The sequence below is a fragment of the Catenuloplanes niger genome (genome assembly GCF_031458255.1).
GTDB classification, from domain to species: domain Bacteria; phylum Actinomycetota; class Actinomycetes; order Mycobacteriales; family Micromonosporaceae; genus Catenuloplanes; species Catenuloplanes niger.
Genome location: NZ_JAVDYC010000001.1, coordinates 647,522 through 661,524, shown reverse-complemented (window position 1 = coordinate 661,524; position 14,003 = coordinate 647,522). Strand labels below are relative to the sequence as shown.

Sequence of the window (14,003 nt, the reverse complement as noted above, 5' to 3'; positions counted from 1 at the left end):
TCCCAGCCACGACAGATCCCACGCCGGGCAAGGACACGCGAATCACGCTTCCGGGGCGCCCCGGGGCCGCGACGGGCCCGCGCCGACGGTCCTTTTAGGACATATGTTCGTGTTGATCGAGAATGTCGTTTCGTGCTCCGGCGTGCGTCGGCCGGCCCGGTCGCCGGGCAGGTCACGTCGCGTCTCGCGGGCGTGCGGGCAGCGTACGCGGGCCTCGCCTGAAGATGATGTCTGTGGAAACATGCTTCCGCCCCGCGCACCGTGTGCGGGCGGACGGGGGAGCTGTGCGACGTTCTACAACGGTGTTCGCCGCCGCGGCCGTGCTGGCCGCCGTGTTGTCGGTGCCGGCCGGGGCGGTCGTCGCGCCGGCGGCGACGGCCGCACCGGCCGGCACCGCCGCGTGCGAGGCGCTCGCGGTGAGCGACTTCGGTGATCCGGAGGCCACGGCCGGGGCGGGTGACGCCGGGACCTGTCACGCGCTGACGCTGACGCCAGGTCGCTATGCCGTCAGCGTCGCCGACGATCAGTTCTTCACCTGGGCGATCACCGACGCGGCGGACGCCACCGTCTGCACCGGATACATCCCGAACCGGGGCTGCGTGATCCCGGCCGCCGGCGACTACACGCTGCGGCTGACGTACAACGGCTGGGGCGGATCGTCCGCGTACCGGGTCGCGGTCGTGGATCTCGGGAGCGCCGGCGGGTGTGCGCCGAGCCGCGCCATCGGCTGGGACCTGCCCGCCCGCACCGGCGTACTGACGTCGCCGTTGCAGCTCGACTGCCTGCCGTTCGACGCGCGGACCGGTGACGTGGTCTTCAGTGCCGCGCAGCCGGACACCTACCTGTTCGACTTCTACCACTGGATCGTGGACGCGACGGGCGCGGACGCGTGCGACCCCGGCTATCCGGGCGACGGCTGCCGGCTCGCCGGTGCCGCCCCGTACCGGCAGATCGTCACGCCGCGTGGGTGGCCGGCCGGCGACGTGCCGCAGGTGCCCTACCGCACGCAGGCCGCCCGCCTGTTCGACCCGGCCGGCTGCCCGGTCGTGACGCCGGGTGCCTACGGTGGCGCGCCGGGCGGTGCGGTCGCGGGCGTCCGGTGCCGGGCCATCACCGTGCCGGCCGCGGGGGACTACCGGTTCCGGATGGTGACCGAGCGCAACAGCGGCGCGTACGCCACGGTCTACGACCTGGCCGGTAACCGGGTCTGCGGCGGGGAGATCTGCACGTTCCCGGCCGCCGGCACCTATGTCGCGGTCCGGGATCCGCTGATCACCGGCGTGGTGATCGACGTGGACGTCCGGTACGCGGCCACGTTCCTGCCGAAGGCGCCCACGAGCGGCTGCGTGACCGTCGCGGACCGCGGCGCGTACCGGGACCGGCTCGACGCCGTCGGCGCGTGGGACTGCCTCCGGCTGACCGCTCCGGCCGGTGCCCGGATCGCCGCCGCGTGGCCGGACGACGCGCCCACCGCCGCGCTGGCCGAGATGCAGGTGGTCGACGCGGCCGGTGCGTGGGTCTGCGACACCGGCCAGCTGGTCAACGAGTCCTGCCTGCTCACCGGCGTCGCGCCGTTCGCGCTGTTGACCAGCGCCCGCTCCGGCACCGCCGGTGGCGACTACGGCCTGACCGTCACCCGGGTCGACCCGGCGGCCGGCTGCACCACGCTGCCGGCCGGCGGCTCCGGCGTCACGGTTGCGACCGGCCCGGACGGCTACCTCGCGTGCCTGACCGTCCCGGCCGGGCACGCCGACTCCGAACAGATCACCTGGACGCGGGTGGCCGGCTCCGGCGACGCCCGGGTCCGCACCTTCAGTCCGGAGGGCTTCCGCCGCTGCCGCACCGTCTCCTTCGCCACCTACACCGTGACCTGCACGCTGCCGGCCGGCGTCAACACGCTGCTGCTCCAGGCGGACGCGCTGCCCGCGGAGTACACGGTCAGCCGCCGGCCGGTCTCCTGACCGGCGATCGACCGGCGATCGACCGGCGATCCGGGTGGGCGTGGCCGGGGACCGGGCCCACCCGGATCTCAACCGGACCAGGAGACGCGGACCGGGAGGCGCAGGGTGTCCGGGGCGGCTGAGGTGAGCAGGTCCATGGCGGCGTGGCCGAGGGCCTCGCCGTCGACGTCGATGGCCGGGATGCCGGGCGCGCCGAGCGCGTCGACGACCGTGGTCTCCGCGCTGACCACGACGTCCTCCGGCACGTGGATGCCGCGGCCGCGCAGCGCGAGCATCAGGCCGAGCGCGAGTGCGGTCGCGTACGGTACGACCGCGGTGGCGCCGGTGCCGAGCACGTCCTCGGCACTGGCGACGCCGGCCGCGAACGTGGCCGGGAACGGGCCGTGCACGCTCAGCTCGACCCCGGCGGCCGCGGCGGCCTCGCGCGCGGACGCGGACCGGCCGGGGTCCTGCCAGGAGCCGGCCGGGCCGCCGAGGTAGGCGATGCGCCGGTGGCCGCGTTCCGCCAGGCCGGCCACCACGGTGCCGATCGCGGTGGCGGTGTCCGCGACCACGGACGGCAGCCCCGGGATCTCGCGGTCGACCAGGACGACCGGCTTGGCCGCGCCGATCGCGCGCACGTGCGTGTCGTCGCCGCGCGGCGCGGCCAGGATCAGGCCGTCGACCTGGGAGGCGAGGCGGGTGAGCGCGGCCACCTGGGCCGCGGTCTCCAGCGGCGCGACCGTCACCGTGAGGTGAAGGTCGGAGGCGGCGGCGCGGGCCTGGGCACCGCCGATGATCGGGGCGAAGAACGCGTTCTCCAGCGTCGGTACGACGAACGCGGCGAGGCCGGTGCGGCCCCGGGCGAGCTGGCTGGCGGTCCGGTTGAGCACGTATCCGAGCTGGTCGGCCGCGGTCAGGATGCGGGTCAGCGTCTCCGGGGCGACCATCTCGGGACGGGTCAGCGCGCGCGAGACCGTCGACTTGTTGTAACCGGCCAGTGCCGCTACGTCGGCCAGGGTCGCCACGATGGGGAGCCTCCAGGTTCGTTACACGCTGTTTACCGGAGCTGGTGCCGCTACATCATCCTCGGCGTCGTAGTCTGCGTGCAACCGGTTGTGCAACCGGTTGCATCAGGCGCTAGACGAAGAAATGGAAGAATGTCCAGAAAAACCGCCATGCTCGTGCTGCCGGGGCTCGCGTTCCTCGCCGCGGGGTTCCTGGTGCCCGCGGTGGCGATGCTGGTCGCGCCGCCGGGCGAGGAGCCCACGGCGGTCCTCGGCCGGTTCGGGGAGATGCTCACCGACCCGTACCAGTTGCGGATCATCGGCCGGACCGTCACGCTCGGCCTGATCGTGACCGGGCTCTGCGTCGGACTCGGCTTCCCGATCGCGTACCTGCTGGCGCGCAGCCGGAGCCGCTGGGGTGGCGTCCTGCTCGCGCTCGCTATCTTCCCGCTGCTGCTCAGCAACGTGGTCCGCACGTTCGGCTGGCTGGTGCTGCTCGGCGCGAACGGCGCGATCGGCAGGCTGCTCACCGCGACCGGGCTGACCGACGACCCGCCGCAGATGCTCTACACGCCGCTGGCGATCGTGCTCGGCCTGACCCAGCTGTTCCTGCCGCTCGCGATCATCTCCTGCTACTCCGCGGTGGCGCAGGTCGACCCGGGGCTGGACGACGCGGCGCGCGGGCTCGGCGCGAGCCGCACCCGGACGTTCTGGAGCGTGGTGGTGCCGCTGTCCGGGCCCGGCATCGTGGTCGCGGCCACGCTGGTCTTCGCCGGCTCGGTCACCGCGTACACCACGCCGTACCTGCTCGGCGGCTCCGGTCAGCGCATGCTCGCCACCCAGCTGTTCAGCTACGCGTCCGTCTCCGTCGACTGGGCCGCGGCCAGCGCCACCGCGCTGATCATGACGATCCTGGTCTTCGCGGTCTCCGGCATCTCCTCGCTGGCCGGCCGCCGGGGAGCGACGTCGTGAGGCGCCCGGTCGCCGCCTCGCTCGCGGTCCTCGGCTACCTCATCATGATCGTCCCGATCCTGTTCGTGGTCGCGACCGCGTTCAGCGCCGGCCGCACCCTCCGGTTCCCGCCCGAGGGGCTCTCGCTGCGCTGGTTCGAGGCCGCGGTCACCTACGACCCGTTCATGGAGTCGCTGGTCTCCAGCCTGTGGCTGGCGCTCGGCGCGACCACGCTGGCGCTGCTGCTCGGCGTGCCGGCCACGATCGCCGTCCACCGCGGGCGGATCCCGGGCCGGGGCCTGCTGGAAGGGCTGTTCCTGAGCCCGCTGATCGTGCCGGAGCTGGTCGTCGGGCTCGCGCTCTACCAGCAGCTGATGATCGGGCTCGGCCTGGACAACCTGACCACGCTGCTGCTCGGCCACACCGCGCTGCTGTTGCCGTACGCGGTCCGGGTCACCGGCGCGTCGCTCGCGCTCGCCGACCCGGCCGTCGAGGAGGCGGCCCGAGGGCTCGGCGCCGGCCCGGTCCGCGCGTTCGTCACGGTCACGCTGCCGCTGCTGCGGCCCGGCATCTTCTCGGCCGCGCTGCTCGGCTTCGTCACCTCGTTCAACAACGTGCCGCTGTCGTTGCTGCTGCAGGACCGCGAGTTCCGCACGCTGCCGGTGACGATGCTCGACTACGTCCAGCAGAGCTACAACCCGCGGATCGCCGCGATGGCCACGCTGATCCTGGCCGCGACCGTCGTGGTCGCCGTCGTCGCGGAGCGCACCGTCGGCTTCGCCAAGATCTTCGGAGGAATCAACCGATGAGCAACGACCTTCCGGCGGTACGGACGGCCGGCGCCACCGACGCGGCCGGCATCGCCGCCGAGTTCATCGGGGTGACCCAGCGGTTCGGCACCTTCACCGCGGTCGACGACATCGACCTGCGGATCCCCGAGGGGAAGCTGACCACGCTGCTCGGGCCGTCCGGCTGCGGCAAGACCACCTCGCTGCGCATGCTCGCCGGCTACACCCGGCCGACGTCCGGCACGATCAGGATCCACGGCGTGGACAGCACCACGCTGCCACCGGAGAAACGCGGCCTGGGCATGGTCTTCCAGTCCTACGCGCTCTTCCCGCACCTGACCGTGGCCGAGAACGTCGGTTACGGGCTCAAGCTGCGGAAGATGTCCACGAAGGACATCCAGCGGCGGGTGACCGAGACGCTGGACCTCGTCGGCCTCGCCCACCTGGGCGCGAGCAAGCCGAAGAAGCTCTCCGGCGGCCAGCAGCAGCGCGTCGCGCTGGCCCGCGCGATCGCGATCCGGCCCCGGCTGCTGCTGCTAGACGAGCCGCTGTCCAACCTGGACGCCCGGCTGCGCGTGCAGATGCGCGCCGAGCTGCGCCGCATCCAGGCCGAGACCGGCCTGACCGTCGTCCTGGTCACCCACGACCAGGACGAGGCGCTGGAGATGTCCGACCTGATGGTGCTGATGCGCGGCGGGAAGATCATGCAGACCGGGGCGCCGCGCGAGGTCTTCGCCCGTCCCGCCAACCGTTTCGTGGCCGACTTCCTCGGCTACGAGAACTTCCTGACCGATCAGTCGAAGACCTTCGTCACGGTACGGCCGGAGCACCTGGCCGTCGGCGCGGACGACACCGGCGATGCGCTCCGGCTGGACGCCACCGTGGTCTCGACCGCGTTCCGCGGCGTGGACCTGCTCGTCACGCTCGACGCGGTCGACGGCGCGGGCGAGACGGTCCGGCTGCTCGCCGACGTCCGGGCCGGCGACGGCGCCGTCCTCACCCCCGGCACGCGCACCACGGTCTCGGCCGGCGGGGCCCACCTCGTACCCCTGCATGATTCTGGAAAGGAATAACTGATGCGCTCGATTCGCCACGCCCTGATCGCGGCCGCCACCGCCGCGGCCGCCACCGCCGCGGTCGTCGCGGCCGCGGCCGGCTGTTCCGGAGGCGGCGACGACTCCACCGACGCCGGCACGCTGGTCCTCAGCACGTTCCCGTTCGGCGTGGAGGAGTTCACCGAGGCGGTCATCGACCCGTTCACGAAGGCGACCGGCATCCAGGTCGAGGTGGAGACCGGGTCCAACGCGGACCGGCTCTCGCAGCTGCAGGCCGCGGGCGGCAAGGCCGGCGCGGACGTCATGCTGATCTCCGACTACTACGCGGCGCTCGGCCAGCAGGACAAGCTGTTCCAGGCCGTGCCGGCCGACCGGGTGCCGAACCTCGAGGACGTCGCCGAGTTCGCGACGGAGGCCGCCTACCAGGGCCCGGCCTACAGCTACCAGCTCAACGGCATCGTCTACAGCACCGAGGCGATGAACGCGGACGCGGCCGCGAACTGGGACGTCTTCGCGGGCGCGCACAAGGGCAAGGTCGCGCTGCCGGACATCTCCGTCACCGCCGGCCAGCTGATGATCTCCGGCGTGGCGGCCAGCTACGGCTCCGGCCCGTACGACGTGGACACGGCCTACCGGAAGCTCGCCGAGTGGAAGCCGGGCGTGCTGCAGTTCTACAGCTCGTCGACCGAGGTGACGAACCTGCTCACGCAGGGCGAGATCGTGGCGGCGGACGCGCTCAACGGGTTCGCCACCAACCTGATCGCGGACGGCGAGCGGGTCGCCTGGGTGCCGCCGGCCAAGGGCCGCTACATGGCCACCAACCGGGCGATGATCCCGGCGACCGCGGCGAACACCGAGAACGCATACAAGTTCATCGACTACCTGCTCTCCGCCGAGGCGCAGACGTCCTCCGCCGAGCTGGTCGGTGACCTGCCGGTCAACCTGGGCGCGACCGTGCCGCAGACGCTCAGCGTGGTCGTCGGCGGCATCGCCACCGACCCGGTCGCGGCCGGCTACGCCACGCTCGACCCGGCCCAGCTCGTCCCGACCCGCAAGGACTGGGTCGACCGCTTCGCCCGCGAAGTCACCGGCGCCTGACCGACCCCCGATGGCCGGGCCCGCTCACGGACGGGCCCGGCCGTTCCATGGAGAACCATGTCTGACATCGCATACCTGCGGTCGATACCCAAGGTGGAGCTGCACTGCCACCTGATCGGCACGGTCCGCGCGAGCACGTTCGCCGAGCTGGCCCGCCGCGCGCGGCTCGACCTGCCGGACACGCCGGAACGCGTCTACGCGGCCATCAACTCGCTGCCGCCGGACCCCGCGCTCTACCGCGACACCCGCATCCCGGTGCCGCAGGGCCGGTCCGCGGACGAGCCCGAGGTCTCCTACTCGCTGTTCCGGGTGTCCGCGTGGGTGATCGAGGCGCTGCGCGACGCCGACGACCTGACCCGCATCGTGTTCGAGGCGTTCGAGGACGCCCACCACAACGGCGTACGGCACCTGGAGATGTCCTTCGACGAGGTGCCGCCGCACCTGGCCGGGCTGGGCTACCGCGGCTCGGTCGAGGCGTACGCCGAGGGCATCCGGATGGCCGAGCGCGCGTTCGGCATGACCGGCCGCCTGCTCGCCGCGATCGACCGCAGCCGTTCCGGCGACGAGGCCGTGGCCCGGGTCCGGACCGTCGTGGACAACCCGCACGAGTACGTCGCCGGCATCGGCCTGGACAACCTGGAGACCGCCGGCCCGCCGGAACGGTTCGTCGACGCCTACCGGCTGGCCGGGGACGCCGGGCTGCGCCGCACCGCGCACTCCTCCGAGCACGCGCCGCTCGCCGCGAACACCGTCACCTGCCTCGACGTCCTCGGTTGCGACCGCATCGACCACGGCTACTTCGTCCTCGAGGACGACGCCGTCGTGGCCCGCCTGCGCGAGCGGCAGACCCCGTTCCTGGTCGCCTCCACCACGTCCCGCCGCTCCTGGCGCCCGTGGCGCCGCGCCTCCATCGCCGCCATGCTCGACGCCGGGCTCAACGTCATCCCGTGCGCCGACGACCCCGGCATGTTTCCCACCAGCCTCACCGAGGAGTACCGCATCCTGCACGAGGACCTGGCCGTACCGCGCGACCGGCTGCACGCCATGGCACTGTCCGGTGTGGACGCCTGCTGGCTGCCGGACGCGGAGAAGGCCGCGCTGCGCAGCCGTTTCGAGCACGAACTCGCGGCGCTCCCCGCCTGACGGACCCCGGATCGCGGCACGGCCGCCGCGGTCGTGTGACCGGCCGCCCACGGCATCGCGGGCGGCCGGTCACACGACGCCACCCCACGCGTGGCGGACGGGTCAGCGGAGGGCTTCGAACCGCGGCACCAGTTCCGCCGGTGCCGGCTGCCGCTCGTTCTCCGCGCGGATCTCCGCCACCGCGCCGCGCAGCGACGCGTCCCGCAACAGGCGGTCGAGCATCGCAGCGTCGATCTCCGCGGTGGAGCCGGCGGTCAGGCCGATGCCGGCACGCGTGACGACGTCGGCGTTGTGGTACTGGTCGCCGTGATGCGGCACGATCAGCTGCGGCGTCCCGGTGGTGACCGCGGCCATCAGCGTGCCGGCGCCGCCGTGGTGGATGATCGCGTCGCAGTGCCGCAGCACCTCGGTGACCGGCACCCACGGCAGTGGCCGCACGTTCGCCGGCAGCGGCCCGGCGTCCCGCGCGGCCGGCATCAGGATGTCCGCGTCGGTGCGTTCCAGCAGCGGCAGCAGCGCGCCGAGCCGGCGCTCGCGTTCCTCCGCGCCCACGATCGTGCCGAACGTGACCAGGACCCGCGGCCGGTCGCCGGCCCGCAGCAGGTCGGCCGGGAGCGTCGACGCGCCGTGCATCGGCAGGTAGCGGATCTGCCAGCCCGCCGGCCCCGGTGCGCGCAGGCTCGGCGGCATGATCTCGATGCTGGGCGCCTGGACCGGCTCCAGACCGCGGTACTCGTCCGACAGTTCCGCGGCGAGGAGCGCGCTGAGGACCCGGCCGTCGATCGGGCCGAACTGGTGCTCGACCGCGGGCAGCCCGGCCTCCGCGGCCACCAGTGGCATCGCGCCCTGGAACGGGTCGTAGAGCAGCACGTCCGGCCGCCAGGCCGCGACCAGGTCACGCAGCGGCTGGAGCATGGTGCGGGCCAGGATCGCGTTCGCCGCGGCCGGGCGGCGCAGGACGCCCTCGACGGTCATCTCCGCGGGCCGCTCGAACCGGTTGCCGGACGGCAGCGAGAGGTAGGCCGCGTCGACCGTCAGATCGCCACCGACGTCGACCTGCGGGAGGCCGGCCACGGCGTAGCCGTCCGGGTTCGCCCCGTAACCGGCGAGCAGGATCTCGTGACCGGCCCCTCGCAGTGCGTTGATCATCGGCAGCGCGGGCAGCAGGTGCCCGGCCTGGGGTGGTGCGGAGTACAGGATGCGCATGGTCGGAAGACGAGCCGGACCGGGTCCGGGTTCACCCGCCGCCGGGCGGATCCACCGGGGCGCCGGTGACCACCTCGTTCTCCTTCACGCAGATCTCCACCACGGCCCCGCCGTCCTGGTTGGTGAGCACGACGCCGACCCAGCCGGTGTCCGGGTAGACGGTCCAGTTGCCGCCGATGCCGGGACCGCCGCCGCCGCGCCCGTACGTCCACTGCCCGTTGATCACATGGGTCGGCATCGTGTACGCGTGGAAGGAGCCGGGCCGCGACCCGGGCAGCTTGGCGCCGGCGAAGATCCCGGCGTGCGGTCGGTCCAGCAGCGTGCCGTCGTGCACCGCCCGGGCGAACCGGACCAGGTCCGGCGCGGTCGCGAACGCGTCACCGGACGCGTGGCCGATGAACGCGCGCCCCGGGTTCCGGTCGCGCGTCTGCTCGTTGACGCCGCCCCGGTCCAGGTGCCGCACCGCGTCGACGAGGGTGCCGTCGGCCTGCAGCATGTACGGGTGCGCGACGCGCGCGTCGGTGAGCCATTGGTCGCGGGTGTAGTACCCGGAGCCGCGCATGCCGGCGCGCGCGAAGACGTGCTCGTGCACGTAGTCCCAGAACGTCATGCCGGACGCCGCTTCGACGATCCGCGCGGCCATGGCGAGCCCGACGCCGGAGCCGGGCAGGTGCCCGTTGGACGCGGAGCCGGGCGGGTGCACCAGCGTGGCCCGCGCGATCCACCGCTCGATGTCCGCGTGCACCTCCGCCCGGCTGTGGAAGACGCGACGCCAGTCGGGCATCGGCGCGTCCATCCCGGACATGCCGGTGAGCAGGTGGTGGACGGTCACCCGGGCGCCGATCTCCGGCTGCACGCCGGTCAGGAACCGGCCCACCGGGTCGGACAGCACCACCCGGCCCTGCTGCACCAGCTGCAGGATCGCCACGGACAGGAACGGCTGGCTGGCCGAGGAGAGGTTGAACGCGATGTTCTCGTGGTGCGGTACGCCCCGTTCCCGGTCGGCCATGCCGTAGGCGCGGGACAGCACGGTCCGGCCGTGGTGCGCGAGCAGGACCACGCCGGAGAACCTGCCCTCGGCGGCCAGCCGGGCCACGAGGCGGTCGTAGGCGCCGCCGGGCCGGGCGTCGGGTGGGATCCGGCCGGGTGCGGCGTGGGCGGTGCCGGTGCCGGTCAGCGGTGCGGCCGCGGCCGCGAGCCCGCCCGCCGCGATCAGCCGCCGCCGGTCGATGCCGCGTGTCGTCTCCGATGTCATGCGTTCACTCAAGACGCCCGCCGGTTGCCAGGGTGTATCCGAAATCGCATACACCGGCGACAGCCGAATCAATCCAGCCTCCTAGGAAGCAGTACGGGACGTGGCGGGCACGCTCTACCGTGGACGGCTCATCCGTGGTGGAGGTGGGCGATGGCCGGGTTCGTGCGGTCACTCCTGTCACCCGACGTCGCGCTGCGCGTCGCGGCCGTCCTGCTGGCCGCGCTGATCGTGGTGCGGTCGCTGTTCGACGGCGTCAGCGGCATCGGCGCGATCGTTCTGGTGCTGGCCTCGGCCGGGCTGTTCTGGGCCCTGGTCCGGCTGGCCACCCGGCTGCGCGCGCTGCTGGCCGAGTCCAGCCCGGAGGCCTCCCGCCTGACGTCGAGGCTGGTCAGCCGCGCCCGGGCCCGGCTGGCCGCCGTGCTGGCGATCCTGGTGCTGGTCGTGCACACCGCGATCACCGGTTACCTGAGCGTGTGGACGATCCTGATCGCCCTGGCGCTGGCCGCGGTCGCCACGCTGCTGAGCCCGGACCTGAAGCTGGTCGCGGTGCTCGGCGGCACCGCCGTGGTGTTCGGCGCCGCGACCGTGTTCCTGGCCGACATCTTCCAGGGCAGCACGGAGGCGCGAGCGCTCGCGGTCTCGCTGGCCGCGATCGTCCTGCCGGTGCTGGTCTCGGACCGGATCGTCGCGACGGTCCGGCAACCCGCGCTGACCACCACGCACCACGCGATCCTGGCCGTGCTGACGCTGCTGATCGGCTTCCTCGGCTGGACCCGGTCGGAGTGGCTGCCGGGCGTGACGCACGGCTGCTACACGCTGCCCACCTGGACCTGGTCGCTGCCCGTCTCGACCGGCATCACGACACTCCGCGCCACCCCGGACGGCCGGCGCTGCTACGGCCTGCTGGACACGCCGGAGCCGGGCGTGTTCGCGGCCCGCGCGTTCGGCCGCGACCCGGACACGATCGCGTTGCAGCGGCGGATCCTCGAGCTGAACGAGCCGCTGAAGGACGGCGACCTGACCGTGGTCTGGCTCGGCGCGCTGTCCTGCGACCCGCTGCCGGCCGACCCGGCGCGCTGCGCGGACGGCCGTGACTACCCGTCCGAGCGCGACCAGCTGCGCGCGCTGATGTTCGCCCAGACGCACTTCGTCGCGACCGAGGCGCGCAAACGCCTGCACGTGGTGATCGCGGACGCGACGCAGGACGTGGCGCACGCGGACGACGTCGCCGAGATGATCATCGCGCGGCGGGATGTGCTGGGGGAGCGGCTGGTGGTGATCGGCGGCGGCGACTCCCGGGACGTGACGCAGCGGGCGATCAACCGGCTGCTGGACGCGCAGATCCCGTTCATCGCGCCGAACCTGCTGGCCGACCTGGGCGAGCCGGACGCGCCGTTCGTCAACCGGCCCGGCTATCTCCAGCTCGCCGACGCGAACCGGGCGTACGCGACGGACGTGGTGGACCGGCTGTCCTTCCCGGACGGCTACCGCCTCGACGTCTACGCGGTGCCGAACCCCACGGACCAGTACACGACATCCCTGGTCAACGACCTGCTGGCGGTCGTCGGCGAGCGGAACGACCCGGCGACGACCGCCCGGCACGTGACCGCGCTCGACCGGATCGACGCGTCGGTCTGCCGGGACGGCGACCGGCCGACCGTGTTGTACTTCGCGGACCGCTGGACCCGGTTCGCCGAGTTCGTCCAGCGGGTCAACGAGGTCTGCGGCCACTCCAGGCCCCGGCTGGTGATCGCGGACGTGTCGGTGAGCCGCTTCATGGCCAACAACCAGCTGCGCGCGGTCAGCAACGCGGACTGGCCGGTCGACTACCACGTGGGCGGGCCGTCCTGCGCCCAGCTGACGGAGGAGACCCTGCGGCTCATCACCGCCCAGGTGTACGCGTCCCGCGACTGGGCCGGGCTGGCGGAGAACGAGCCGTTCGCCTGCGCGGACCGGGACCCGGCGGTGCGGGAGACCGGCGAGCTGCTGGACGCGTGCCCGCTGGACGCGGCCGTGAAGCTGGACTGCCGCGCGAACGACCTCGGCACCTACCTGATCCCGGCCTGGGACGCGGTGTTCTTGGCCGACGCGATGCTGCCCGCCGCCCGGGGCCCGCTGACCGACCTGCGGGTGACCGCGCTGCCGCTCTCCACGGACGACGACGGGGACGGCCGCGCCGACGAGGCGAGCGTGGAGCGGGGCCGGTTGCTGGCGCCGACCATCGACATCCGGATGTGGCACGCGGATCCGCTCAACGACCCGCGCCGGGTCTACGAGCGGCCGAGCGACGCGCTGCTCACGAAGTGAGACGCGCGGCTCACGGGGTGAACAGCAGGATCGTGACGGCCAGCAGCACGACGCCGAACACGGCGTAGACGGCCGGCAGCAGCACGCCGGTCACCCGGCCGGTGCCGAGCGCGGACCGCCGGGACAGCGCGACGACCAGCGGCAACCCCACCAGATAGCAGGCCTCCAGGGCCCAGGCCACGCCGGTACGGACGGCGGCCCCCGCACCGAACGCGCCGGCCACCCAGCCGCCCAGCAGGTACGGCCAGCCCAGCGCGAGCACACCGAGGCAGAGCGCGGCCACCGCGGTCCCGGCCCATCGCAGATTCGTCATCGTACCCACCGTCAGCTGTAGAGGTCGCGGCCGTAGCGAGCGGCCAGGTCGCGGTAAGCGGCGGCGAACCCGGTGTCCAGGCTCGCCGGGGTGGACGGTGCGGGCGCGCCGAGGTCGTCCAGGGCCGCGCGGGTGCGGCGGGCCGCGTCACCGAGCTCCATCTCCCGGATCAGCCCGGCGCCGGTCTCGGCCGCCACGCGCAGCGCCGTGAGGTGCCGCCGGACCTGACCGTCCAGATCGGACCAGAGCGCGTCGGCGCGTTCGCCCTGGGCGCGCGCGGCGAGCACGGCCGGGCTGTCCGCCGGCAGGTTCGCGTCGCTGTGCCGGTCCAGGCCGGCCCAGATCTCGCGCAGCCGCTGCCGCTGCACGAGCAGCGCGGCCAGCTCCTCGATCGCGCGGCCGAGCGCCCGTGCGCTGTCGCCGGCCGGCAGTGCCACCCGGTGCGCCCAGACGCGCTCGGCCAGCCGGACCGCGGTGTGCAGGTCGTCGCGGTCCTCGTCCGCGGTGAGCACGTGCGCCGGGCCGGGCGCGCGCACCAGCCGGGCCAGCCGGTTGGTGCGCCGGTAGGCGACGCCGAGCCAGGCGAACGCGCCGAGCAGCGCAACGCAGCTCACCCGGGCCGCGTCCGGCAGGTCCAGCACCGTGAACACGGCGCAGAGCAGCCCCAGCCCGAGCCCGGTGATCACGCGCCCGGCCAGCGCGTCACCGTGCCGGCCGAGCCGGGCGCCGGCCGGCAGCCGCACCTCGGTGATCCAGCCGCGTCGCACGCGCTTGCCGCCCGGCACCGCCACCGGGCGTGCGCAGACGACCGTACGATCCGGGTCGGTGAGCAGGTAGGTCTGTGACGCCATCGGAACCTCCCGCCGCGGTCGTCGAACATGGGTTCCGGTCCATCGGCGTCCACGCCGTACCCGCGAGGGGTTGTGCAACCCCCCACAGA

General features: G+C 73.5%; 12 protein-coding genes. 7 read left to right on the top strand and 5 right to left on the bottom strand.

Annotated elements, in window-relative coordinates:
• Window positions 1-284 precede the first annotated feature (284 nt).
• Window positions 285-1,961, top strand: coding sequence for a hypothetical protein (locus tag J2S44_RS02945; RefSeq protein WP_310408811.1), 1,677 nt, complete (start codon window positions 285-287; stop codon window positions 1,959-1,961).
• Between the two features lie 68 nt (window positions 1,962-2,029).
• Here the strand turns inward: J2S44_RS02945 and J2S44_RS02940 are convergent, their stop codons facing one another.
• Entirely contained in the window at window positions 2,030-2,968 is a 939-nt protein-coding gene (locus J2S44_RS02940) for a LacI family DNA-binding transcriptional regulator (RefSeq protein ID WP_310408809.1), read from the bottom strand.
• Between the two features lie 132 nt (window positions 2,969-3,100).
• Here J2S44_RS02940 and J2S44_RS02935 point away from each other — a divergent pair, with 132 nt between their 5' ends.
• Genes J2S44_RS02935 through J2S44_RS02915 form a run of 5 tightly spaced genes read left to right on the top strand, consistent with a single transcriptional unit; the run spans window position 3,101 to window position 7,982 of the window.
• Window positions 3,101-3,919, top strand: a complete 819-nt coding sequence (locus J2S44_RS02935) for an ABC transporter permease (RefSeq protein ID WP_310408807.1) — start codon at window positions 3,101-3,103, stop codon at window positions 3,917-3,919.
• A complete protein-coding gene (locus J2S44_RS02930; RefSeq protein ID WP_310408806.1) occupies window positions 3,916-4,707 on the top strand; it encodes an ABC transporter permease in 792 nt (263 codons plus the stop codon). The genes J2S44_RS02935 and J2S44_RS02930 overlap by 4 nt, the downstream gene beginning before the upstream one ends.
• On the top strand, window positions 4,704-5,759 hold the full coding sequence (locus J2S44_RS02925; RefSeq protein WP_310408805.1) for an ABC transporter ATP-binding protein: 1,056 nt from the start codon (window positions 4,704-4,706) through the stop codon (window positions 5,757-5,759). The genes J2S44_RS02930 and J2S44_RS02925 overlap by 4 nt, the downstream gene beginning before the upstream one ends.
• 3 nt (window positions 5,760-5,762) lie before the next feature.
• The gene (locus tag J2S44_RS02920; protein WP_310408804.1) at window positions 5,763-6,839 is read left to right on the top strand and encodes an extracellular solute-binding protein; all 1,077 of its coding nucleotides are present in this window, start codon (window positions 5,763-5,765) and stop codon (window positions 6,837-6,839) included.
• A 57-nt stretch (window positions 6,840-6,896) separates the two neighbouring features.
• Window positions 6,897-7,982: an adenosine deaminase family protein gene (locus J2S44_RS02915; protein ID WP_310408802.1), complete on the top strand. Its 1,086-nt coding sequence runs from the start codon at window positions 6,897-6,899 to the stop codon at window positions 7,980-7,982.
• 102 nt (window positions 7,983-8,084) lie between these two features.
• Here J2S44_RS02915 and J2S44_RS02910 read toward each other — a convergent pair whose 3' ends face one another.
• Window positions 8,085-9,188, bottom strand: a complete 1,104-nt coding sequence (locus J2S44_RS02910; protein ID WP_310408800.1) for a glycosyltransferase — start codon at window positions 9,186-9,188, stop codon at window positions 8,085-8,087.
• Between the two features lie 31 nt (window positions 9,189-9,219).
• The gene (locus J2S44_RS02905; RefSeq protein ID WP_310408798.1) at window positions 9,220-10,443 is read right to left on the bottom strand and encodes a serine hydrolase domain-containing protein; all 1,224 of its coding nucleotides are present in this window, start codon (window positions 10,441-10,443) and stop codon (window positions 9,220-9,222) included.
• Window positions 10,444-10,593: 150 nt separating this feature from the next.
• On the opposite strand from J2S44_RS02905, the gene J2S44_RS02900 reads away from it, so the two are divergent.
• Entirely contained in the window at window positions 10,594-12,750 is a 2,157-nt protein-coding gene (locus tag J2S44_RS02900) for a hypothetical protein (protein WP_310408796.1), read from the top strand.
• A 10-nt stretch (window positions 12,751-12,760) separates the two neighbouring features.
• Here J2S44_RS02900 and J2S44_RS02895 read toward each other — a convergent pair whose 3' ends face one another.
• Both J2S44_RS02895 and J2S44_RS02890 read right to left on the bottom strand, forming a co-directional pair.
• Window positions 12,761-13,063 (bottom strand): hypothetical protein, encoded by a 303-nt coding sequence (locus tag J2S44_RS02895; protein WP_310408794.1) that lies wholly within the window; start codon window positions 13,061-13,063, stop codon window positions 12,761-12,763.
• A gap of 11 nt (window positions 13,064-13,074) precedes the next feature.
• Complete coding sequence (locus tag J2S44_RS02890; protein ID WP_310408792.1) at window positions 13,075-13,914, bottom strand: hypothetical protein; 840 nt, start codon at window positions 13,912-13,914, stop codon at window positions 13,075-13,077.
• Between the last annotated feature and the right edge of the window lie 89 nt (window positions 13,915-14,003).

Excerpts from the sequence above, each read along its gene's own strand:
- J2S44_RS02935 (WP_310408807.1), top strand. The coding sequence starts at position 3,101 with ATGTCCAGAAAAACCGCCATGCTCGTGCTGCCGGGGCTCGCGTTCCTC.
- J2S44_RS02925 (WP_310408805.1), top strand. The coding sequence starts at position 4,704 with ATGAGCAACGACCTTCCGGCGGTACGGACGGCCGGCGCCACCGACGCG.
- J2S44_RS02920 (WP_310408804.1), top strand. The coding sequence starts at position 5,763 with ATGCGCTCGATTCGCCACGCCCTGATCGCGGCCGCCACCGCCGCGGCC.
- J2S44_RS02915 (WP_310408802.1), top strand. The coding sequence starts at position 6,897 with ATGTCTGACATCGCATACCTGCGGTCGATACCCAAGGTGGAGCTGCAC.
- J2S44_RS02910 (WP_310408800.1), bottom strand. The coding sequence starts at position 9,188 with ATGCGCATCCTGTACTCCGCACCACCCCAGGCCGGGCACCTGCTGCCC.
- J2S44_RS02905 (WP_310408798.1), bottom strand. The coding sequence starts at position 10,443 with ATGACATCGGAGACGACACGCGGCATCGACCGGCGGCGGCTGATCGCG.
- J2S44_RS02900 (WP_310408796.1), top strand. The coding sequence starts at position 10,594 with ATGGCCGGGTTCGTGCGGTCACTCCTGTCACCCGACGTCGCGCTGCGC.
- J2S44_RS02895 (WP_310408794.1), bottom strand. The coding sequence starts at position 13,063 with ATGACGAATCTGCGATGGGCCGGGACCGCGGTGGCCGCGCTCTGCCTC.
- J2S44_RS02890 (WP_310408792.1), bottom strand. The coding sequence starts at position 13,914 with ATGGCGTCACAGACCTACCTGCTCACCGACCCGGATCGTACGGTCGTC.